Origin of the sequence: Ruegeria sp. HKCCD7255, assembly GCF_013031565.1 — a bacterium.
Lineage (GTDB): Bacteria > Pseudomonadota > Alphaproteobacteria > Rhodobacterales > Rhodobacteraceae > Ruegeria.
In genome coordinates this window covers 203888-224849 of sequence record NZ_WQAG01000005.1, presented here as the reverse complement: position 1 = coordinate 224849, position 20962 = coordinate 203888, and the positions used below count along the sequence as shown (strand labels likewise).

20 protein-coding genes are annotated in these 20962 nt (G+C 56.6%); 8 read left to right on the top strand and 12 right to left on the bottom strand.

Annotated features, from left to right (window positions below; translation table 11 throughout):
• Window positions 1-10: 10 nt before the first annotated feature.
• Both GOX45_RS11840 and GOX45_RS11835 read right to left on the bottom strand, forming a co-directional pair.
• Complete coding sequence (locus tag GOX45_RS11840; RefSeq protein WP_171101128.1) at window positions 11-487, bottom strand: GNAT family N-acetyltransferase; 477 nt, start codon at window positions 485-487, stop codon at window positions 11-13.
• The gene (locus GOX45_RS11835) at window positions 488-799 is read right to left on the bottom strand and encodes an ETC complex I subunit (protein ID WP_171101126.1); all 312 of its coding nucleotides are present in this window, start codon (window positions 797-799) and stop codon (window positions 488-490) included. It abuts the gene before it with no gap.
• Window positions 800-1066: 267 nt separating this feature from the next.
• Between GOX45_RS11835 and uvrB the strand changes: the two genes are divergently transcribed.
• Entirely contained in the window at window positions 1067-3253 is a 2187-nt protein-coding gene (uvrB, locus tag GOX45_RS11830; protein ID WP_171101124.1) for an excinuclease ABC subunit UvrB, read from the top strand.
• Window positions 3254-3343: 90 nt separating this feature from the next.
• Entirely contained in the window at window positions 3344-3772 is a 429-nt protein-coding gene (locus GOX45_RS11825) for a hypothetical protein (RefSeq protein ID WP_171101122.1), read from the top strand.
• 120 nt (window positions 3773-3892) lie between these two features.
• Here the strand turns inward: GOX45_RS11825 and GOX45_RS11820 are convergent, their stop codons facing one another.
• Window positions 3893-4156 carry a hypothetical protein gene (locus GOX45_RS11820; RefSeq protein WP_254446007.1) on the bottom strand — a complete coding sequence of 88 codons (264 nt, stop codon included), beginning with the start codon at window positions 4154-4156 and terminating at the stop codon, window positions 3893-3895.
• 249 nt (window positions 4157-4405) lie between these two features.
• Between GOX45_RS11820 and GOX45_RS11815 the strand changes: the two genes are divergently transcribed.
• Window positions 4406-5113 (top strand): ORF6N domain-containing protein, encoded by a 708-nt coding sequence (locus GOX45_RS11815; protein ID WP_171101118.1) that lies wholly within the window; start codon window positions 4406-4408, stop codon window positions 5111-5113.
• Window positions 5114-5119: 6 nt separating this feature from the next.
• Here the strand turns inward: GOX45_RS11815 and GOX45_RS11810 are convergent, their stop codons facing one another.
• The 3 genes from GOX45_RS11810 to GOX45_RS11800 form a co-directional block, all read right to left on the bottom strand.
• Window positions 5120-5560: an excalibur calcium-binding domain-containing protein gene (locus GOX45_RS11810; RefSeq protein ID WP_254446006.1), complete on the bottom strand. Its 441-nt coding sequence runs from the start codon at window positions 5558-5560 to the stop codon at window positions 5120-5122.
• Between the two features lie 80 nt (window positions 5561-5640).
• Window positions 5641-6048 carry a universal stress protein gene (locus GOX45_RS11805; protein WP_171101116.1) on the bottom strand — a complete coding sequence of 136 codons (408 nt, stop codon included), beginning with the start codon at window positions 6046-6048 and terminating at the stop codon, window positions 5641-5643.
• Window positions 6049-6121: 73 nt separating this feature from the next.
• Complete coding sequence (locus tag GOX45_RS11800) at window positions 6122-6439, bottom strand: antibiotic biosynthesis monooxygenase (protein WP_171101114.1); 318 nt, start codon at window positions 6437-6439, stop codon at window positions 6122-6124.
• A gap of 13 nt (window positions 6440-6452) precedes the next feature.
• Here GOX45_RS11800 and GOX45_RS11795 point away from each other — a divergent pair, with 13 nt between their 5' ends.
• A complete protein-coding gene (locus GOX45_RS11795) occupies window positions 6453-7253 on the top strand; it encodes a hypothetical protein (RefSeq protein WP_254446005.1) in 801 nt (266 codons plus the stop codon).
• A 41-nt stretch (window positions 7254-7294) separates the two neighbouring features.
• On the opposite strand, the gene GOX45_RS11790 is transcribed toward GOX45_RS11795, so the two are convergent.
• The 3 genes from GOX45_RS11790 to GOX45_RS11780 all read right to left on the bottom strand — a co-directional run bounded on the left by GOX45_RS11790 (window position 7295) and on the right by GOX45_RS11780 (window position 11736).
• On the bottom strand, window positions 7295-9580 hold the full coding sequence (locus GOX45_RS11790; RefSeq protein ID WP_171101113.1) for a glycosyl hydrolase family 28-related protein: 2286 nt from the start codon (window positions 9578-9580) through the stop codon (window positions 7295-7297).
• A gap of 131 nt (window positions 9581-9711) precedes the next feature.
• Window positions 9712-10113 carry a DUF4864 domain-containing protein gene (locus GOX45_RS11785; RefSeq protein ID WP_171101111.1) on the bottom strand — a complete coding sequence of 134 codons (402 nt, stop codon included), beginning with the start codon at window positions 10111-10113 and terminating at the stop codon, window positions 9712-9714.
• A gap of 48 nt (window positions 10114-10161) precedes the next feature.
• Window positions 10162-11736 (bottom strand): lysine--tRNA ligase, encoded by a 1575-nt coding sequence (locus GOX45_RS11780; protein WP_171101109.1) that lies wholly within the window; start codon window positions 11734-11736, stop codon window positions 10162-10164.
• A gap of 170 nt (window positions 11737-11906) precedes the next feature.
• Here GOX45_RS11780 and GOX45_RS11775 point away from each other — a divergent pair, with 170 nt between their 5' ends.
• The gene (locus GOX45_RS11775) at window positions 11907-13658 is read left to right on the top strand and encodes an adenylate/guanylate cyclase domain-containing protein (protein ID WP_171101107.1); all 1752 of its coding nucleotides are present in this window, start codon (window positions 11907-11909) and stop codon (window positions 13656-13658) included.
• A 93-nt stretch (window positions 13659-13751) separates the two neighbouring features.
• Window positions 13752-14174: a tellurite resistance TerB family protein gene (locus GOX45_RS11770; RefSeq protein WP_171101105.1), complete on the top strand. Its 423-nt coding sequence runs from the start codon at window positions 13752-13754 to the stop codon at window positions 14172-14174.
• An 18-nt stretch (window positions 14175-14192) separates the two neighbouring features.
• On the opposite strand, the gene dacB is transcribed toward GOX45_RS11770, so the two are convergent.
• From dacB to GOX45_RS11755, 3 genes are all read right to left on the bottom strand, one after another.
• Window positions 14193-15671, bottom strand: coding sequence for a D-alanyl-D-alanine carboxypeptidase/D-alanyl-D-alanine-endopeptidase (gene dacB, locus GOX45_RS11765; protein WP_171101253.1), 1479 nt, complete (start codon window positions 15669-15671; stop codon window positions 14193-14195).
• Window positions 15672-15737: 66 nt separating this feature from the next.
• Entirely contained in the window at window positions 15738-16358 is a 621-nt protein-coding gene (locus tag GOX45_RS11760; protein ID WP_171101103.1) for a nicotinate-nucleotide adenylyltransferase, read from the bottom strand.
• A gap of 32 nt (window positions 16359-16390) precedes the next feature.
• A complete protein-coding gene (locus tag GOX45_RS11755; RefSeq protein WP_171101101.1) occupies window positions 16391-16858 on the bottom strand; it encodes an MOSC domain-containing protein in 468 nt (155 codons plus the stop codon).
• A 233-nt stretch (window positions 16859-17091) separates the two neighbouring features.
• On the opposite strand from GOX45_RS11755, the gene GOX45_RS11750 reads away from it, so the two are divergent.
• Entirely contained in the window at window positions 17092-18375 is a 1284-nt protein-coding gene (locus GOX45_RS11750; RefSeq protein WP_171101099.1) for a reverse transcriptase family protein, read from the top strand.
• A gap of 76 nt (window positions 18376-18451) precedes the next feature.
• Window positions 18452-20107, top strand: a complete 1656-nt coding sequence (gene ettA / locus GOX45_RS11745) for an energy-dependent translational throttle protein EttA (RefSeq protein WP_171101097.1) — start codon at window positions 18452-18454, stop codon at window positions 20105-20107.
• Window positions 20108-20962: the final 855 nt, after the last annotated feature.

Here is a 20962-nt window from a genome sequence, read left to right as displayed (position 1 = left end):
CTTGCGGTTTTTACGATCCGGGTTCAAGAGCCAAGCGCATGAAGGCGCTGTTTGGGTCTAGGGCATAGCCATAGATCGGGTCACAATAGGAATATCCCAAGGCTTCATACAGCTTACGCGCAGCGTCGTATTCGGGCAGGTGCGCCGCCCCGGTTTCCAACACCAAGGCAGACAGCCCCTCATCCCGTGCGAGATCAGCCAAATGTGTCATCATGACCCGAGCCAGCCCACGCCCCCGCGCCGCTGCGATCACATGTACGGATTTCACCTCGGCCGTTCCATCTGGCAGGGTTTTCAACGCGCCGCACCCCAAAGCTGTATTGTCCTCATAAAGCGCCCAAAAGCGGATACCCGGCTCGCGCAGAGCTTCTACATCCAAGGTGTGATTGGATGTCTGCGGTGTTGCGCCCCAGCTATGGGCCAGATGGGCCTGGATGATGGGGCGAAGATCCTCGGATCCCGGATCAGCTTCGCGAATGTCGATCACTTAGTGCGTCCAAGGGTTGCGGCGGTCCGTTGCGAAATTCTCACCATACCCGCGCGGACGCAGGTTCGGTTTGCGCTTATGCGGCTCGCTGACCTGCACCTCGATCCCATTGTCTTTGGCGTAATCCAGCGCTTCTTCTTTGGTCTCGAATTTAAGGCGCACCTGGGTCTGCGTATCGTTGGACGAGGTCCAGCCCATCAGCGGATCCACCTCGCGCGAGGATGCAGGGGCATATTCCAGAACCCACTTGCGGGTCTTGGCCATCCCCGAGGTCATCGCGTTTCGCGAAGGCTGGTAAATCCGTGCGCGCATGTCGCCTCTCCGTACTCACTTGGCTGACCCGTTTATGCGTCAGCGGAAGCCTCGGGACAAGATGTCAATTGTCACAACTGGTCACGAGCGCTGATGTCAAAAACTGTCATGAGCTGCGCCTATCAAGGGCGCAGAATTTTGAAACATCGACCAAGATAGTCATTGATGCACACAGCCTCTGATCCCGGAAACAGACCTGAATCCCGATCCGCCCTTGCAGCCGGACAAAATAAGAACAAATGTAAGGGCCTGACTCGGAGCCCAACCATGCCCTATGCCCATTCCGACAAAACCCAACTGACCGCCGAAGACGTGCGTGCTCGCCTGAAACTGGAAGGCGGCAAGCAGTTCGTCATGCAGACCGAATTCAACCCTGCGGGTGATCAGCCGACAGCGATCAAGGAACTGGCGGGCGGTGTTCTGGCTGGCGAGCGCGATCAGGTTCTGCTGGGGGCGACGGGTACCGGCAAGACCTTTACCATGGCCAAGGTGATCGAAGAGACTCAGCGCCCGGCGATTATCCTAGCCCCCAACAAGACGCTGGCGGCGCAGCTATACGGAGAGTTCAAGGGCTTCTTCCCCGACAATTCCGTCGAGTATTTCGTCTCGTATTATGACTATTACCAGCCCGAAGCCTATGTGCCGCGCAGCGATACCTATATCGAGAAAGAATCCCAAATCAACGAACAGATCGACAGGATGCGCCACTCGGCCACACGGGCTCTGTTAGAGAGGGACGATGTGATCATCGTAGCCTCGGTCTCATGCATCTACGGCATCGGCTCGGTCGAAACCTATGGGGCGATGACGCAGGACCTGAAGGTGGGCAAAGACTATGACCAGCGGCAAGTGATGGCCGATCTGGTCGCCCAGCAATACCGCCGCAACGATCAGGCATTTCAGCGCGGCTCGTTCCGGGTACGCGGGGACAGCTTGGAAATCTGGCCTGCCCACCTTGAGGACCGCGCCTGGAAGCTGTCTTTCTTTGGTGAGGAACTGGAACAGATCACCGAGTTTGACCCCCTGACAGGGGAAAAGACCGACACGATGGAGCATATCCGTGTCTATGCCAATTCCCACTACGTGACGCCCAAACCCACGATGCAGCAGGCGATCATCGGGATCAAAAAGGAACTGCGGATCCGGTTGGATCAACTGGTGGGCGAAGGCAAACTGCTGGAAGCGCAGCGACTTGAACAGCGCACCAATTTCGACCTTGAGATGCTTGAGGCCACCGGCGTTTGCAACGGGATCGAAAACTATTCGCGCTATCTGACCGGCCGCGCGCCGGGCGAGCCACCCCCGACCCTGTTCGAGTTCATACCAGACAACGCCATTGTCTTTGCCGATGAAAGCCATGTCAGCGTGCCGCAGATCGGTGGCATGTACCGGGGCGACCATCGCCGCAAATTCACCCTGGCCGAACACGGGTTCCGCCTGCCCTCCTGCATGGACAACCGCCCGCTGAAGTTCGAGGAATGGGACGCCATGCGCCCGCAATCCGTCTTTGTCTCGGCCACCCCGGCTGCGTGGGAGCTGGACCAGTCAGGCGGCGTCTTCACCGAACAGGTGATCCGCCCCACCGGGCTTTTGGACCCCGAGGTCGAAATCCGCCCTGTCAGCATGCAGGTCGATGACCTGCTGGACGAGGTCCGCAAAGTGGCCGCCGATGGTTTCCGCACGCTGGTCACAACTCTGACCAAACGGATGGCCGAGGATCTGACCGAATACCTGCACGAACAGGGCATCAAGGTGCGCTACATGCATTCCGATATCGACACGATCGAACGCATCGAAATCCTGCGTGACCTGCGCTTGGGCGCGTTTGACGTGCTGGTCGGCATCAACCTGCTGCGAGAGGGCCTCGATATCCCCGAATGCGGCTTGGTCGCCATTCTCGACGCGGATAAAGAGGGGTTCCTGCGATCCGAGACCTCACTGATCCAGACCATCGGCCGCGCCGCGCGCAACGCCGAGGGTCGGGTGATCATGTATGCTGACAAGATCACCGGCAGCATGGAGCGCGCGCTGGGAGAAACCAACCGTCGCCGCGCCAAACAGATCGCCTATAACGAAGAACACGGCATCACACCTGAGACGGTCAAAAAGAATGTCGAGGACGTTTTGGCCGGGCTTTACGAAGGCGATGTCGACATGAACCGCGTCACCGCGACCATCGACAAACCGATGCACGGTGCGAATTTGGAAGCGCATCTGGACGGCCTGCGCGAGCAAATGCGCAAAGCCGCCGAGAACCTGGAATTCGAAGAGGCCGCCAACATCCGCGATGAAATCAAACGCCTCGAAGCGGTCGACCTGGCCGTCGCCGACGACCCCATGGCGCGCCAATGGGCGGTCGAGAAAGCCTCAGAGGACGCTGTGAAATCGCGCGGACGGTCAACGGCGGGGCGACCGGGGCAGCGGGGCGGGAATGTGAAGCGGAGGAAGAGGTAGACTGACAACGGCTTAATTCAAAGATGCTGCGCTCGGTGTCATTTGATTCAGCCGCCTTGCCTAACTGAATTCTGTAGCTAGTTTCAGGTTATGCGAGCCGTTCTGTTATTAATGATCCTTAGCACCCCCGCCTACGCGTGGGATGCAACCGTTGGTCAAATTTGCACCCTCTCACACCAGTCCGAAGCGTCGACGATATTCCTCACCTACGATCCGTCAAAACCGCTTTATTCAATCACCGTGACCCAAACGAACTCCGTTTGGACACAGACGCCATGGTTCGCGATGCGTTTCGAGGGCTCGTCACCGATCGAGATTGCTACATCCCGCCACGTTCTTTCGGATGGCGCAACCTCTTTGACGGTTACGAATACGGGTTTCGGCAACGTGCTTGATGGGTTGGAATACAACCAAAAAGCTTACGCATTCACGCAGGATCAGGTGACCGAATTCTCGCTGGTCGGCGCTGCGGAACCGGTGAGGGTTTTCCGCGAATGCGCGGGAGCTCAGCTGTCCTAAGTCAGTTGAGATTCCTAGAATCCAGATAGATTTCGACGAACGCTTTCAATTCGTTTGCAACTAATCTCAGACGCTAGAAACGCTGTGACCCGAGCGAGTTTTTTTCGCTCGGGCACGTATTTACCCCTTATCCCAATGCGCAATCACATCGAATCCGACGGGTGACGGCGGGCCTTCCATGAACTCGGCGAAATGGCCCCATAGTTCGGCCACTTTGGGCGCGTTTGCATTCGATGTTGCTTCGCTCTCGACCACAGAGATCACATAGCCAGAGCCATCTTCGTTCATAACATTGGTGAAACTATGTATCCCGGGCATGCCCATAATCTCGGATTTCAGTTCATTCATTTTTGCCGTCGCCGCCTCACGCGAACCAGGCTTCATTTTGTATTGAGTAATCCGTGCAAACATAACTTTCCTCCCTCGTCTGGCGAAATTGCCCTAGGGCGCTGCCGGAACGGCTTCGCCTAGTGAAAGTTAGCACGGCAGTATTAAATCTCGTATTGATACTTAGAGATTCAGCGTTTTTTCAACCTTATGCCTCAACCAATTTTGGACACCAACACTTCAAGGTTGCAGCCCAGCGCCCTCTCCGCCACGTTGACATCACAAATTGTGATTCCAAACGCTGCCATGACGAACCCCAACACCCTGCCCAGCACGCATGAGGTCCAAAGCGCCATTCATAAGGTGCGCGGTACCCGCGTGGTTTTGGCCGAGGATCTGGCGCAGTTCTACGGAAAGTCCGTCAGCGCCTTCAATCAGGCCGTATCGCGCAACAAGGACCTGTTCGAGGGCTATCGCTTTCAACTGACCGATGCTGAGGTTGCCGATTTGCAATCACAGAATGTGATTTCAAAACCGAAAGGTCGCGGCGGGCGGAGGGTTAATCCGTGGGTCTATACGGATTACGGCGTGGCCATCGCCTCAGCCCTGTTCAAAGACCCGCGCGCCATCAAGATCACACGGATGATCACCGAAGCCTTTGTCGATGGCGCAAACGCGCTGGCTGAAACCCCGCGCAGCGTACCGGAAATTCTACCGCCCGAGGGAGCTCCCGCGCCTCTGCTGCCAAATGGTGAACAACTGCGCATGCTGGCCGAAAACATCCTCGATTCCGGCCAGCAGAGCCTTGTCGATTACATCGCCAACCCAACCACCAAGCGGAAGCAAGCGGTGGCGGTGATCATGAAGACACTGGCCGAAACAGCCGGGGAAGAAGTGCGCACCCAACAGGAGCGTCTGCGCCTGCGCATCGCCGAACGATTGGCGACCGGAGATTATGTCGATGATGCGGATCGCAGGGGCCTGTTAGACTTGCTGAACGCGATGAAGGCCTAGCCCTCGTTAGTTCTCCGGGGTGATGAATTTAGCGCTGCCAACAGATCGGGGAGCTGGAGCTTGTGTGCTCACCGGCTTCAGAGCTTCGGCGGTCAGAGGAACCTGAGCGTGAAAGACCGACGGGCATGAGACACCGTCGCCATCGGGATCATATTTCTTGTGATACCCGGGCTCACCCTCGCGGAAATGCCCAAATCCAATAGCGGCAACAGCGTCGCATCCGGCCATGGCGACCAGATGGATAATCGCCTCATGTCGTTCGAAACTAGTGGCGCGTGGATAGATCGCCAACACAAGCATGGCCGTGGTCAGCGGAAGCGCCACGATCATCAGAAGGATACGCAAGGGCGACAATGCCTTCTTGCGCAGCCTTTCCGCCTTGGCATGCCGCCGTTTCGCGGCTCGCCCAAGTTTTCGTGATGTCTTTGGTTCCGGGGCCGCTGTCATGACCCAACCGGTACAGCCCGGATGTGGCAACTCTATGGCACAGCTTGCGAAACCGCTGCCTTGGCGTCTAAGTGACTGTGTCAGCGCACTACATGAACCGCACATTTCGCGTGCCGGACAACATGCGCTGCAGTTGAGCCAAGCAAGAGGTCCTGCATACCCGGCCGGTGCGAGGCCATGATAATCAGGTCGGGCTTGTTGGCTTCGACCCAGTCCAGAATGGTCCGCCCGGAATGCCCTTCAACCACTTCGCCTTTTGCATTCGGCAGCTGCGCCGCCAGCGTGTCCAGTTCGACCTTTACCGCCTTGCGCGCTTCGGTCAGATATTCCGAGGGCACATAGGTGATCGCATAGTCAGGTATATGTTCGACAACATGCAAAAGCGTGACCTTCGCATCCGGTGTGGCCAGAACCTGAGCCAGTTTCAAAGGGCCTGACGTGTCGCGTTCGGCGTCGAATGAAATCGGAACGAGGATATTGTGATACATGGGCTGCGCCTCCTTCATTGCGCCGCCACGATGCATCTTTTGCCGAATTTCAGCTTTGATTCAGGTCAGAAAGTCAAAAGGTTTCGGCCACATCGTACATGACCGGTTCAAAGCTTTTGCACAGCTCGTTGATCTTCCGGTTCCGCTCGCGCATCTCGGGTGTCCTGAGCATCGCAAGGAAATCATCACGATTGACCCATTGGGAATAGTTCGCGATCCGCGTTTGGGCATCATTCACATGCAGCCCAGCGGATATGAAACCGGGTTGTTTCGAGATGAAGGACGCATAAGCATCGGTCAACGCCTCGAGCAAATCCTGGCAGGTGCCGGGCGTCATCTCGAAGGTTGTGATCACTGTCTGACAGCTGGCGTCTTTTGAGATTTTGGGCATCTGGATCCTCCTCTTGGCTGATCTCAGCCTAGCACAGCTTTGCAAACAACGATGTGTTTCCGACGGAAATATCGCATCGCAATGGAAATTTCTCGAAATCGAAACCTTTACTAACGATGCGTTAACCATGCTTGGTGATGCTGCACGAATGTGTCGTTTTGTGTCTCTTCTACTAGTATGTCTAGCGCTATGCGGTCCCGCCTGGTCAGGCGCCTGGCTGCGCGAGAAAGGAACAGCATTTACAGCGTTTTCAGCTACGGCATTTAAGGAAGACCACGGCATCTACTCCTACAAGACCAGTTTCTACTCGGAATGGGGTCTGCGGCCGAAACTGACCATAGGTTTGGATGCAGAAGAGAGGCACGACTATTACGGGCACGCGCTGGTTTTCGCCCGCTTTCCCCTGGCGGATTTCAACGCAAAAGGCCGTCTGGCTGGCGAGATCGGCGTTGGCGCCCACCATGAGGGGCTGCGCGCGTGGGCCTTGTACAAAGCAACGCTGTCCTACGGAAAAGGCTTTGACTCAGCTTTTGGGAACGGTTGGATCGCAATCGATTCAGCGCTTGAATATCGACACCCTTTAGATCTGTTCCGTAAACTGGATTTCACCGTCGGGCTGTCTTCGAAACGTCGGTTCGACCCGCTCCTGCAGATCGAAACCACATATATTTCGGGGCAACCTCTTTATTGGGCTGCGAGACCTTCGCTGATGTACCGCCCAAAGTCGGGGAAGCAGACCTGGATTATTGGCATCGAAGCAAACGCAGTTCAAAATCGGCCAGGACTGAAATTCGCTCTATGGCAAACCTACTGAAAGGCTGGCCGCTTCTGTAAGGCGGCCAACCTCAACTTGCTCTATTGCTCGACACGCATGGTTACCGAGACCGTCCCGCGGACTGCTTCGGGCCACTGTAATTTCACGTTGTTTCCCGAAGATCCCTGCGCCAATTCCACATATGGCGAATAGAAAGTATCCGCATTCAAATTATTTCTCATGCGGCTCAATGAAACAACCGAGTCACAACTTCGCGCTTTACCCCCGAAAGGCAACCGACCGCCAGAACCAATGGTCCACCCCTTGGCGTTTGAGCTCTGAACATGTCTGATCCTCAGCGGGTTCGCACAAAAAGTAGTAATCCCATGGAATGTGTTGTTATCAAAAGTAACGTTCGCATAGCGGTCTTTGTTTAGATTGGCGAATGTCGTATCGACGCTATCAACCCGAGAGATACTGCCTGCGTTTGACCTGAAAGTATTCCCGGTAACGGTCAACCCGTTCAGGAAATGTCCTGAACCATAAGGTCGCACGACGATATATCTGAACCATGGCGCTACATCGCTGCAATAAAAGACATTGTCCGTAATACTCAACGCACTGAACGAAAAGCTCGAACTAAAGTTTGGATTGGCATCACGTTCGTTTGTCCATTGGATGAAGCAATTGTCGACATAGTTCTCTGCGACGGATGAGCTGTTATAAGCACCGATCAACACGAGCCCCGCGTTGCGAACGCCATTTGGTACTGAATCGCCTTGAAAGAAGTGGTTGCCCAGAACAAGGTTATTGCTGCCGCCCAGCACGGCGAAATGGTGGAATCGATTGGCCCGGTTGTGGCGCAGCTTCACGTCGTTGCCATTGGAATTGACCGCAATCGAAGTTCTGTCCGCAACGTCCTCGCCTTCTTCGCTGGACAGAAACTGGCACCCGTCGATCAGCATACCCTGGCACCCCGAACCGATCGAGGTGATGCCGCGATCCATGGGACGGCTGACAAAGCAGTCTTTCAAAGCAAAGGTATTACCCGTCGGCGCGAGACGGATCGCGCTGCATCGGCTGTTACACTGGAACTCGATGCTTTCCATGTTGAACTTCTGCACCATGCTGAAGCCGCTGAAATCCAACAGGTACTTGAAATCTGTGAACGTAAAGGTTTGGGTCCCAGCCGCGTTGTAGATGGGGGCGCTCAGCGTGATCTGAGCCGCGCCAACATTCTTGTCCCGCACATAGATCTCGCGCCCTACACCGCTGCCGGTGACCAGTGATCCCACTGGAATATTCGCCACATTGGCCACGTTGGACAAGTGCGAGGGATCACTTGTCGAATAGGTCGCGACCGAAGTGTAGACATCGGTATCCCAGGCGGAACTGCTTTTAACGTCGAACTGCCCGTTACGAATGACCCGACGTGTGGCATAGCTGTCGCGGTTGGGGACAGCGGCCTGCATATCAATGGGTTCGCTCACCGAAATCTTGCGCCCGCCTAAATCCAACGAGTCATGGTCGGAGTTGTTCAACAGCGCCTGAAACGCCTTTTTGAACGCCAGCGTCTCGTCCCCGAAGGCCGAGATATAGGTGGGCAGATCAAAGCTCTTTGTCAGCAGCAACATTGTCTCAGGCGCCATGGTCACAGTGCCATCGAACACCGCCTCGGAATTCAGGCTGACGTCCTGCCCCAGGAAATAAACACCTTCGGGCACATAGACCTTCCGGCCATTCGCCGCCTGATCCGCGGCCTCGAACGCGGCGGCATCATCTGCAACACCGTCGCCAATAGCACCGAAATCGCGCACATCGACGATACCGATCATGTCGCGCAGGAATACGCTGGTTGCATCGGTGATCTCAATATCATCCACCCGCACAACCGCGCCATTTGTACCTTCGATATCGATGCCAAAATGCCCATAAATCGCGGTGGGCCCCCAGGGCATATCCACACCCGCACGGTAGCCGGTACCAACGATTGCCGTGATCTCATGCACCGTCCCATAACCGCTGAGCTGCGTGGCCGGCCCCTGCTGCACAACTCCTGCAACGTTGACATCCCCGGCGGCCCCAGCCCAACCCGCTATCGGGACCTGCGGCAGCGGGCCACTGATCGCTTTGACCCGCGCCTTAATCTGCAAATAGCAGCCAGGCTGCAATGGCGTCTGTCCCATATATCGCAGCTGCTGGGTCGGGTTGGTTTTGAAGATTTCCAGGCACCCGGCGAAATCCGCATCAGAGGGCACGAACGCCCCGCTACCCGATCCGTCATAGGTCGGTGTACCCGGCGTCCCGTCGCCGCTGGACCACACCCCCAGGCCATTTGCAAAAGCAGGTGGCATGAACACGATGCCGTCGGTGATTGCCTTGTTCATAGAAATCCCTTTCCCAATCGCGCCAAGCGCAGGCGCGCCAAACCATTTGCCCGGGGCATGCCCGGACGCGCTGGTTTGAGTAAAGGAAAGGAGTTAACTGCCGCTCTGCCCACCGTGACGGTGGTGTTGCATCAAGCGGCAGGGTCGGCATTCCCCAAAAGCTGAACCCCGTTGATCTTCCAGCCGTTTTCTCTCTGGATCATCTGATAATCCAGCAGGTGAACCTGCCCCGAGCCATCCGTGATCATGACCTTCTGCCAGAGCGTGCCCGAGATTTCACGCAGCTCCAAAAACCGCACATCGGCAGGCCGCCAAACCATCGGATAGCCGTTGCGCACCATGGCGCCAAAGTTCTCGGGCGTTTGGAACAGTCTTTGAATATTCGGGCTGGCGAAGGTGAAGGCGGTGGCAAAGTCATCCGCCTTGAACGCCTGTATCTGGGCCGCGATATTCGCCTCGATCTCATCACTCTGGGCCAAGGCCGCGGATGTCAGTCCTGCGCTCAGGAAAACGGCTAACAATAGGTTTCGCATGGGGCTACCTCCTGCATCAACAGTAGCCCCTTGCGACCCCGGGTCAAATTAGACCAGCTCTCCGGCCAAGGCTTTGTCTATCAGCGCGATGGTCTCGGGCACACCATAGAGCGCGATGAACCCCCCAAACCTTGGTCCTTGTGAGGCCCCCAACAGCACCTCGTAGAGTGCCGTGAACCAACCCCGCAACGGATCAAACCGATCGCGCCCCACGGCATAAACCACCGATTGCAACGCCTCGTCCTCAATCGGTCCATCATAGGCTTCCAGTGCCGTTTTAAGCGCCTCCAGTGCCTCGCGTTCCTGATCCGTTGGCGCACGGTGTTTGCGCGTCGGTTTGACGAAATCGTTGAAGTAACGCACAGCAAACCCAGCGGCCTGATCCAGATCGGGATGCGTTTCGGCTGTGGCTTCAGGTGCGTAGCGGCGGATAAAGCCCCACAGCGCCTCTTTGTCTTCCGCCCCAGAAACCGAGGCAAGATTCAACAACATCGCAAAGGGAACGATCAGCGTCGATTCAGGCACATCCCCACCGTGGATATGCCAAACCGGGTTGTTCAACTGCGCCTTCAGATCCTGCCCCGGATAGGCCCGCAGCTGCTGATGATATTCATCATAGGCTTTCGGGATCACATCGAAATGCATCCGTTTCGCCGTCTTCGGCTTTTGGTACATGAAATAAGCCAGCGACTCGGTCGGCGCATAGGTCAGCCATTCGTCAATCGACACACCATTGCCGGACGACTTCGAAATCTTTTGGCCATTCTCATCCAGAAACAGCTCATAGCTGAAATGCTCGGGCGCGCGGCCACCCAAGCCTCGGCAAATTGCGTCATAGATCTTTTCGTTTGTCGCATGTTCCTTGCCATACATCTCGAAATCCACGCCCAGCGCCGCCCAGCGCGCACCGAAATCCGGCTTCCACTGCAACTTGACGTTGCCACCGGTGACGGGAACGGTCCACTCTTTGCCGGTCTCGTCGTCGAAGGTCACTGTATAGGTCTCGGCACAGACCTTCTTCATCGGCACATACATCACCCGACCGCTTTCGGGGTGCAACGGCAGGAAGATCGAATAGGTCTGCTGGCGCTCCTCGCGCAGGCTTTTCAGCATGATCGCCATGATCTCGTCATAGCGTTCAACCGCGCGCTTGAGGATCTCGTCGAACTGACCAGACTCATAGAACTCCTTGGCCGAGTAGAACTCATACTCGAACCCAAAAGTGTCCAGAAACCGACGCAACATCGCGTTGTTATGCGCGCCAAAGCTGTCGTATTCGCCAAACGGATCCGGCACAGATGTCAGTGGGCGCTGCAAATGCTGTTCCAAAACCTCGGGATTTGGCACGTTGCTTGGTACTTTGCGCATCCCGTCCAGATCATCCGAGAAACAGATCAGCTTGGTCGGAATATCCGACAACGCCTCGAACGCGCGCTTGACCATCGTAGTCCGCGCGACCTCACCAAACGTCCCGATATGGGGCAAGCCCGAGGGGCCATATCCGGTTTCAAACAGCACATATCCCTTCTCGGGCGCACCCTGCCGGTAGCGTTTGAGCAACCGGCGCGCCTCTTCGAAAGGCCAGGCCTTAGACGACATCGCGGTTTCACGCAGTTCAGACATAGTTTCAGCTCCAAAGGGATAAGCGCCGATTGCCCCGTGCAACCGACCGCGCCCCTCCTATTGTGCTGGCGCAGCATGAGTCAATAAAGCGTCCACAAAATAGCCGGTAAACACCGCAAAACATCGATTTTCATTAGGTGATAAACCATAGGGGGGATAGGGTCTGGAAAATGTCGGACCAGTATCAAAGAAAACTCACTTCGATCTTTGCTGCGGATGTCGTCGGGTATTCCGCCATGATGGCCGAAGACGAAACCGGAACCATCAACGCTGTTCGGGCGCTCAAAAACGATCTGATCGAACCGATTGTACAAAGCCATTCCGGACGGATCGTCAAAACAATGGGTGATGGGTTCCTGATAGATTTCCCGTCGGTCGTGGACAGTGTCGAGGCAGGAATTGCGCTTCAAAACAAATTGTCAGACGCCGAGGGCGAGCCTCTGAACGACAAAAGTATCGCGCTTCGGATTGGCATCCACCTGGGCGATATTGTAATCGACGACGGGGATATTTTCGGCGACGGCGTCAATATCGCCGCGCGTATCGAACCGTTGGCCCAATCCGGAGGCATCAGTCTTTCAGACGAAGCCTATCGTCAGGTTCGGGACAAGGTTGACGTCACATGGGCCGACGGGGGCGAGCATACCGTCAAGAACATGAACCGCCCCATTCGCGTTTGGCATTGGGAAAACGGAAAAACACTGCCCGCGAAAGACCCCGAGTTGAACTTACCGGATCTTCCTTCGGTCGCGGTGCTGCCCTTCGACAACATGTCCAGCGATGGCGAGCAAGACTATTTCGCTGACGGGCTGACCGAAGATCTCATTACCGACCTGTCAAAAATCTCGGGCCTGTTTGTTGTCGCGCGCAACTCGACATTTGTCTTCAAAGGGCAAGCCATCGACATTCCGACCATTGGTCGGCGACTTGGGGTGGCAAATGTGATCGAGGGCAGTGTGCGCAAGCTTGGTCAACGGGTCAGAATCAATGTCCAGTTGATCGATGCCAAAACAGGCGGCCACGTTTGGGCAGATCGCTATGACGGAACTCTGGATGAGGTTTTCGAGTTGCAGGATCTGGTTTGCAACGCCGTGGTCGACGCTATGTCGGTAAAGCTGTCAAAGTCTGAAACCAAACGGCTGGGTACAATTCACACCACTGATATTGATGCCTACGAGCTGTTCGTGAAGGCAAAATCAACGCCCTACCCGCCAATCCCGGCCCGTATGGCCGCTGCCAACGAATTGTTTAAACAAACCGTCCAGAAAGCCCCCGACTTTGCCGGCGGCTATGCCGGTCAGGCTTGGATTGTTGGGTTTGGCGCCTTGTGGGGACATGAGGATCCGCAACCGATTGGCCTGCGCGCCGAAGCTCTGGCGTATAAGGCCATATCGCTTGACCCCGAGTTTGGGTGGTCGCAAACCGTCCTCAGCCTTGCCTTGCTTGCGCAACGCAGGTTTGACGAAGCGCAACAAGCTGCAGAAAAAGGTCTTTTGCTGCTGCCCGGCGATGCGGACGCCCATGTGTTTTCTGCCATTGTCAACGGAGTGCGTGGGAACTTCGCCGCTGCGGTTGACGCTGCCGAAGCTGCGTTCCGTTTAAGCCCGAATTTCGTGAACGGGCCCTATTTGAACGTGATTGCCCACGCAAATTTCATGGCAGGAAACCATCACGCCGCACTTGCCGCATATGAACAGAATGTCGCCCGGGGTGGACCAGTAGGACCGCCTGCTTTGTGCTGGGCTGCGGCCTGCTATCATGCGACCGGCCAAGCAGACAAAGCCAGCATGACCCTACAGGATTTGACGGCAGGGTTTCCACAGTTCCGTCTGTCGAACTGGAACTTCATCAAGCTGATCGAAACGGAGCACACACGCCGGGTCATCGAATCCTCGTTTAGGGACGCTGGCCTGCCGTTTTGACTGGCGAAAGGTCGCAAGCGAAAACAAGCTGTTGAACCTGCCAGCGCCGCCCCATATCGTGCGGATGCAATTTTTGGATGCAGGACCAGAACAATGCCCGAACAGAACACTCACTCCTTGTCCCCGCAAGACTGCCTTGTGGCAATCATGGTCGCCGTTTCTGTCTCGGATGAGAAAATTCGAACCGCAGAACTGGTCAAGATCGAAGCAGCCGTGAACCTGCTACCGGTTTTTGCGGATTACGACATAGACCGCACGCGTCGCGTGTCGCAGATCGTGTTTGATCTGTTCGAACAAGAAGACGGGTTGGACGCACTGTTCGGATTGATCCGCGAGAACTTGCCCGACCGTTTGAATGAAACAGCATATGCTTTGGCATGCGATGTGGCAGCCGCAGACGGATCTTTGGCCGAGACAGAATTACGATTGCTGGAAGAAATCCGTTACGAGTTGAACGTCGATCGCCTGCACGCCGCCGCTATCGAGCGTGGCGCCCGCGCGCGTCACGTCGTCTGATCCGCCCGTGCACGAACTCTAGCTACCGTACAAAGCTCCCCACCGCTCGATCAAAGCCCGTTGCATCTTTCGCGACCGACTGTTCCAACTGCGCGCTCCGCTGGGGCGTTCGCGTTGCGATCGTGGGATTGTGGCGCGATGTTCGACATCGGCAGTGAATATGGCAAAGGCCAGTTCCGAGCCACCCGCAGTGGTCAAAAACCCTCCAAGACCCGACACAAAGTTCAACGTCCCGGTTTTGGCATCCACCTTGATCGGATGATCCCGCACCACGCGCCCCTGACGATCCGTCAAAGCAAATGGCTTCAGCAACGGTCGCAAAGCCCCAGTTTTCCGTGCTATGACCAAAGCAGCGACCAGGTCTCCCGGGGCCATCCGCGACATATCACCAAGACCCGAATGATCAACCATTGCGATCCGGTCGACACCATAGGTCTCAGCCGCCCAACGGTTCATCTCCTGCGCCGAATCCTGCAAGTTTCGAATATCGGCGCCGCGTTTAATCGAAGCCGCCATGCCAACCATTTCGGCAGTGATATTGGTCGAGTATTTCAGCATTCCCCTCAGAATGCTCTCAAGCGGATCACTTTGATGAACCACTAGAACCTTGCCGCTGGGCATTTCACGCGTGATTTGCGCGTCTTTCAGAACAATACCGTTCGCCCGAGCCAAAGTGCGGAAAACATCGCCAGCATACCGACCTGGCTTTCGAACGGGTAACCAGCGCGCACCTTCCGCACCCAAAGCCGCGCGTGCGACGCTCCATCGGTCCTGTCGTGCGCTGCGGCTGTAGGTGTAGATCGGTGTTTTCCGAGGCTCGACGCGCATCGTCGCCATGTCCACATCCGGGCGGTACTTGGCACTGCGCGCATCCATGGTCACCGCATATGTACTACCGCTGCGTTTCCACTCAAAGTGAACTCTGTTGAAGTTCAGTGAAATCCCGCTGATCGATGGGCTATACCCGACATGATCCGGCTGTTCAGGATCGATGCTGAAGACATAGGGCAAAGCACCAACATAGACCTTAAAGGCACCGCGAACCTCAGTAATACCCGCCTCGCGCAGAGCAGTGGCCATTTTGGCCAGGTCATCAGTGTCCAGCAAAGGATCACCACCGCCGACAAGGATAAGGTCACCGTTGAGAATACCATTTTCAATGGCTCCGGTCGCCAGCAGCCGAGTTTCAAACCGATGGTCCGGCCCCAAAACGTCAAGTGCGTATAGCGCAGTCAGCGCCTTGGCAACGCTGGCCGGAGGCAGACCCATGTCGCCACCCATTTCTTCAAGTTGAACACCGGTCGAGACGTCAGCCACCGCAAAGACCACATCCCCTTTCAACCCCGCCGCCTGCACGATCCGCTCTGCACCCGACGGCTGCGCGCCTCGCAAAACCGGCCGCAATGACACAAGCGGCGCGTCGGCAAGAGCCGGAGCAGAGATCGCCATCGACCCAAGCCCGGTTAGAAACAATCGGCGTGACAGATGTTGAACCATGAAGAGATTAAAATCCCAGCGCTGAATCTCAGACAACAGTCGAAATTCAATATCAGCGAAAGGGGGCTATTCCGGCAACACTCCATCCTGCCAGATGCCGCGATTGCGAAGATCCGTTGAACTCAAGTTGATCATCGGAACGTTCACAAAGCACCAGGCGGGCGCTTCAGCGCGGCCCAGCAGGTGGCGCGCCTGCCCATCCACCCGGTATTTCGCATAGACCCGCGCTGCAGGCGACATACGGGCCGAAATTCGATCCCCGGGGCGCGCCACAACGCCAACGGGCACGCTGTCCATGATCAGCCGCCAATCCTTCCACTTGTGGAACTGCGCCAGATTATCGGCCCCCATCAGCCACACGAACTTTACCTGCGGGTATAGTTTGCGCAGCGCGGCCAGGGTATCCGCCGTTGCCCGCGTCCCGGTCAGGGCTTCGATATCAGTGACCTCTACATCAGGGTGCTGCATTACTTCCTTTGCAGCGCGCAATCGCTGCGAAAGTGGCGCAGGCCCCCTTTGCTTCAGGGGGTTTCCAGGAGACACGAGCCACCAGACGCGGTCCAGCCCAAAGGCTTTCATCGCCTCAAGCGTGACATGCACATGTCCGCGATGCGGCGGGTCAAAGGACCCTCCGAACAGCCCGATGACCTGCCCGGGTGCGGCGTATGGGATGTCAAATCGTTCCATCCCCCGCTGATGTTCAGAACTCTTGCGGCTTGTCAATCGACTGGTTGAACCGGATCACCTAACCGGGCCTGCCCTGGCTTCAGAACCTCAGCACACCAGCCGCCATGTCCGCGCACCGCAGAATACCCGCCCTCGCCCAACGCCTCCTCCATCCGGCTGCACGGCGCGCAAATGCTGGTGAACCGCAATACCGCTTGTCCCACCTGCACCTCTCGCCCCTTAAGCGCCGACAGATTGATCCCCGAGACCACCAAATTGCGCCGCAACACATCGGGTGCCACCGCTCCTCGCCCCAAATACCCGCCAATTGCACTCAAATGCTCGTGCTGGATCAACGTCACTGCCCGTTTGCCCGCACGCGCCCAGTCGCCCTCGATCCCATCGGTCAGAATCATCGCGGCCTCCACAACCTGCATCCCGGCCCGGCGCTGGGGCCGCAGACCGATCCATTCGATACGACCCGGCTGTGCCCAACCTGCGATAAGCTCTGACAGCGACATTTACTACTCCAACTGCAAACCGATTGACGACCAATCCAAGTTCTGTTGATCTTCCCGTGTCAGGCCGCCCCTCAAGACCGTGGGCAACCACATTCTGCGGGGTTTCCCCGTGGCTTACGACCTGACTGCATACATTCGGCGCATGACCCAGGCTTGCCGTTGGCAAGGACAGGTCATGCCGAACAGAGATATGGTTGAGGGACGGTTCTGATCAGACCAAAGCTATTAAAAAGATGCATTTACAACAAGCCATTCAGTCCCTTGCGGCTTCACTCTCTCAGGCGCAGTGGACCTATTTTGATACAAAACTGATCCTTCAGCAGCGCCTGCCACCCAGACTGCAACACCTGGCGCCAAGCTTGGCCCGCAGGCTGGTGTCTGCCCTGCCGCAACCCTATGCGCCATCCGCAAGGACAATCGCTCAAACATTGGCGAGCTTTCCTGAAACGGGGCAGATTGCGCGATATGCTGAACCCCGCAAGCTTGTTGCGCCGTTTCCGATCGCGCCTCAGAAATTTGCCCCCATCGACATCTTTCAGTCGCTCAACCTGCCTGACCTGTCCAGTTGCGATGAACTGGCTGAATGGCTTGCAATCCCTCCGATCCAATTGGTGCGCTTTGCCGACCTGAACGGGCTGTCAAATCGAACCAAGAATGCGTTTGCCCCTCACTACCGGTTCCATATCATTCCAAAAAGCGACGGCACATCGCGCCTGATCGAGGAACCCAAGCCCGTCCTCAAACGTCTGCAAAGACGCGTTCTGCGATCCATGCTGAACCAGGTTCCCGCCAGTCCCCACGCCTTTGGATTTGTGCAAAAACGAACCTGCATTCAGGCTGCGGCGCGTCATTGCGGTGAACCCGTGGTGGTTTCGTTCGACCTGAAGAACTACTTCACATCCATCACCTATCCACGCATCTTCGGCGTATTTCGATGCTTGGGATACCCCGCCGACGTCGCCCGACACCTGACCGGCCTGGTCACTCTGGTGACCCCGGCACATGTTCGCGCCCAATTGGGGCGAATTGGCCATCACGACCTGCGCCGCCGACATCTTCCTCAAGGCGCACCGACATCGCCCGCACTTGCAAACCTGTGCAGTTTTAACCTGGACCGACGCCTTGCTGGGCTCGCACAGAGCCTTGATGCGACCTATACGCGATATGCCGACGATCTCACCTTTTCCGGTGAAACCCACATTGCGCGAACCCTGTGCCGCGCGGTCCCAGATATCATCCGAGACGAAAGGTTCACGACCAACCCAGACAAAACGCGCGTCATGCCAAGCCATAGATCTCAGGTCGTGACCGGGATCGTCGTCAATCACCATGTCAAAATCACTCGCAAAGACTTCGACCGGCTCAAAGCACGCATCCATCGCCTCAAGTCGCAGGGCAAAGACCAGCCGGAAACACTCCAACATCTGGACGGCCAAATCGCATGGGTGGAACAAGTCAATCCACACAAGGGTGCAAAGCTGCGCCAGCGCTTCGAACACGCATTGTCTTTGACCTGACCAACTCCATTGCCCCCACCAACCGCATCCGCTATCACACCGGCCAATTCAATTTCCCCGACCCAGAGGACGCGACATGGCCGCCTATCAATATGTCTACCACATGCAGGGTGTCTCAAAGACCTATCCCGGTGGCAAAAAGTGTTTTGAAAACATCCACCTGAGCTTTCTGCCCGGCGTGAAAATCGGTGTCGTCGGTGTCAACGGCGCGGGTAAATCGACCCTGATGAAAATCATGGCCGGGCTCGACAAGGATTTCACCGGCGAGGCCTGGGCGGCCGAAGGCGCCAAGGTCGGATATCTGCCGCAGGAACCGCAGCTCGATGAATCCCTGACCGTCCGCGAAAACGTGATGCTGGGCGTGGCCGAGAAAAAAGCCATTCTGGATCGCTATAACGATCTGGCCATGAATTATTCCGACGAAACCGCCGATGAGATGGCCAAGCTGCAAGATGAGATCGACAGCCAGAACCTGTGGGACCTCGACAGCCAGATCGATGTCTCGATGGAGGCGCTACGCTGCCCGCCGGACGATGCCAATATCGCCAACCTCTCGGGCGGTGAGAAACGCCGCGTGGCGCTCTGCAAGCTGCTGCTGGAAGCGCCCGACATGCTGCTGCTCGACGAACCGACCAACCACCTGGATGCCGAGACCATCGCCTGGCTGCAGCAGCACCTGATCGACTACAAAGGCACCATCCTGATCGTCACCCACGACCGCTATTTCCTGGACGACATCACCGGCTGGATTCTCGAACTCGACCGGGGCCGTGGCATTCCGTATGAGGGGAACTACTCCTCGTGGCTGGAACAAAAGGCCAAACGGCTGGAGCAGGAGGCCCGCGAGGACAAGTCCAAGCAGAAGACCCTGCAGCGCGAGTTGGACTGGATGCGTCAGGGCCAGAAGGCCCGTCAAGCCAAATCCAAGGCTAGGATCAACGCCTATAACGAACTGGCCGAACAGTCCGAACGCGAAAAGCTGACCCGCGCCCAGATCGTCATCCCCAACGGCCAGCGCCTTGGCGGCAAGGTGATCGAGGTCGAAGGCCTGTCGAAACACATGGGCGACAAACAACTGATCGAAGGGCTGGACTTTGCCCTGCCCCCCGGCGGCATCGTCGGCGTCATCGGCCCCAACGGTGCAGGTAAATCGACCCTGTTCAAAATGCTCACCGGACAGGAACAGCCCGACAGCGGCACCATCACGCTGGGCGACACCGTACAGCTGTCTTACGTGGACCAGTCCCGCGACGATCTGAAAGACAACGACACCGTGTGGGAGGCGATAACCGGCGGGGCCGAGATCATCCAACTGGGTGACGCCCAAGTCAATTCCCGCGCCTATTGCTCGTCGTTCAACTTCAAGGGTGGCGACCAGCAGAAAAAGGTCTCGTTGCTGTCAGGGGGTGAACGCAACCGCGTCCACATGGCCCGCCTGCTGAAAGAGGGCGGCAACGTCCTGCTGCTGGACGAACCGACCAACGATCTGGACGTCGAAACCCTGCGTGCACTGGAAGACGCCCTAGTCGATTTCGCCGGCTGCGCCGTTGTGATTTCCCACGACCGCTTCTTCCTCGACCGGATCTGCACGCATATCCTGGCATTTGAGGGCGACGCCCATTTGGAGTGGTTCGAGGGCAATTTCGAGGATTACGAAGAGGACAAAAAGCGCCGTCTGGGACCGGACGCGCTGGAGCCCAAGCGATTGAAGCATAAGAAGTTCGTTCGATAAATCGCAACGCGATTTTCGGACGGGCGCGAGGCAGCGTCCGCATAGCGGGCGCGTTCGCGCTCCGTAGCTTTGAGTGCAAGCTTGGCATCTATTGCACCTTCTCTACACAGCTACTACATTTAGTGCCGGTAGCGGAGGTGCTCAAACCACCGCGTGGCGAGCATGAGACCCACGAAGTGGGTAACCTCAGCGTTTGCCCAGAAGCTGCAAGTGCTTAGCGGCGCTATGTTGAAACCTTAGCAGGAAGTAAGCTAAGGCGGTCCGACAGGACTCGTGGTGGTGCCACGAATAATCTGAGCGGGTGACCGTCGAACGGCAGTTCCAAGTGATCATAGGAGCATGCCAAACCGCTAATAATTGGGGCGGTATATAAACACTGAGCGAAGTGTAACGCTCATCCGGATGAGCATCGCTGAGGTAAAATCCAATGCGGTTTTCATTCAAATTGAAAGGGCGAGTGTCTTATGCCGATGTTATTGGCACTATTTCACTCTTGCTAACGATACTCGGACTATTCTTGTAACGTTGGGCGGTCTTCTGGCCGCCCTTTCAACTTCAGTCTAGAATAGACTGTGACTACAAGTATGGGACGGGTTGACCGATCGTGTCTTCTTCCACCAATCCACCCGAGATTACCCAACCAGCGCGGGCGTCACCGTTAGCCAGTGAATACGACCAATCGGGCGGGAGTCTCGCCGAAGCATGTTCAAGTGATCTGAACAGAAAAGACGCACTGCGTAAGTCCCACCTAACCCCAACCCCTTTTGAGGTGGCACCCCGCCACTCTTCCATATAGTATTAACGAGATACGTTCCCGAAACGGGGCGGCAACCGATTAAGCACAAGACATTCTCG

Bases quoted from the DNA above. Each gene is read 5' to 3' on its own strand.
- GOX45_RS11835 (WP_171101126.1), bottom strand. From the start codon at position 799: ATGCGCGCACGGATTTACCAGCCTTCGCGAAACGCGATGACCTCGGGG.
- uvrB (WP_171101124.1), top strand. From the start codon at position 1,067: ATGCCCTATGCCCATTCCGACAAAACCCAACTGACCGCCGAAGACGTG.
- GOX45_RS11825 (WP_171101122.1), top strand. From the start codon at position 3,344: ATGCGAGCCGTTCTGTTATTAATGATCCTTAGCACCCCCGCCTACGCG.
- GOX45_RS11820 (WP_254446007.1), bottom strand. From the start codon at position 4,156: ATGAAGCCTGGTTCGCGTGAGGCGGCGACGGCAAAAATGAATGAACTG.
- GOX45_RS11815 (WP_171101118.1), top strand. From the start codon at position 4,406: ATGACGAACCCCAACACCCTGCCCAGCACGCATGAGGTCCAAAGCGCC.
- GOX45_RS11810 (WP_254446006.1), bottom strand. From the start codon at position 5,560: ATGACAGCGGCCCCGGAACCAAAGACATCACGAAAACTTGGGCGAGCC.
- GOX45_RS11805 (WP_171101116.1), bottom strand. From the start codon at position 6,048: ATGTATCACAATATCCTCGTTCCGATTTCATTCGACGCCGAACGCGAC.
- GOX45_RS11800 (WP_171101114.1), bottom strand. From the start codon at position 6,439: ATGCCCAAAATCTCAAAAGACGCCAGCTGTCAGACAGTGATCACAACC.
- GOX45_RS11790 (WP_171101113.1), bottom strand. From the start codon at position 9,580: ATGAACAAGGCAATCACCGACGGCATCGTGTTCATGCCACCTGCTTTT.
- GOX45_RS11785 (WP_171101111.1), bottom strand. From the start codon at position 10,113: ATGCGAAACCTATTGTTAGCCGTTTTCCTGAGCGCAGGACTGACATCC.
- GOX45_RS11780 (WP_171101109.1), bottom strand. From the start codon at position 11,736: ATGTCTGAACTGCGTGAAACCGCGATGTCGTCTAAGGCCTGGCCTTTC.
- GOX45_RS11775 (WP_171101107.1), top strand. From the start codon at position 11,907: ATGTCGGACCAGTATCAAAGAAAACTCACTTCGATCTTTGCTGCGGAT.
- GOX45_RS11770 (WP_171101105.1), top strand. From the start codon at position 13,752: ATGCCCGAACAGAACACTCACTCCTTGTCCCCGCAAGACTGCCTTGTG.
- dacB (WP_171101253.1), bottom strand. From the start codon at position 15,671: ATGGTTCAACATCTGTCACGCCGATTGTTTCTAACCGGGCTTGGGTCG.
- GOX45_RS11760 (WP_171101103.1), bottom strand. From the start codon at position 16,358: ATGGAACGATTTGACATCCCATACGCCGCACCCGGGCAGGTCATCGGG.
- GOX45_RS11755 (WP_171101101.1), bottom strand. From the start codon at position 16,858: ATGTCGCTGTCAGAGCTTATCGCAGGTTGGGCACAGCCGGGTCGTATC.
- GOX45_RS11750 (WP_171101099.1), top strand. From the start codon at position 17,092: ATGCATTTACAACAAGCCATTCAGTCCCTTGCGGCTTCACTCTCTCAG.
- ettA (WP_171101097.1), top strand. From the start codon at position 18,452: ATGGCCGCCTATCAATATGTCTACCACATGCAGGGTGTCTCAAAGACC.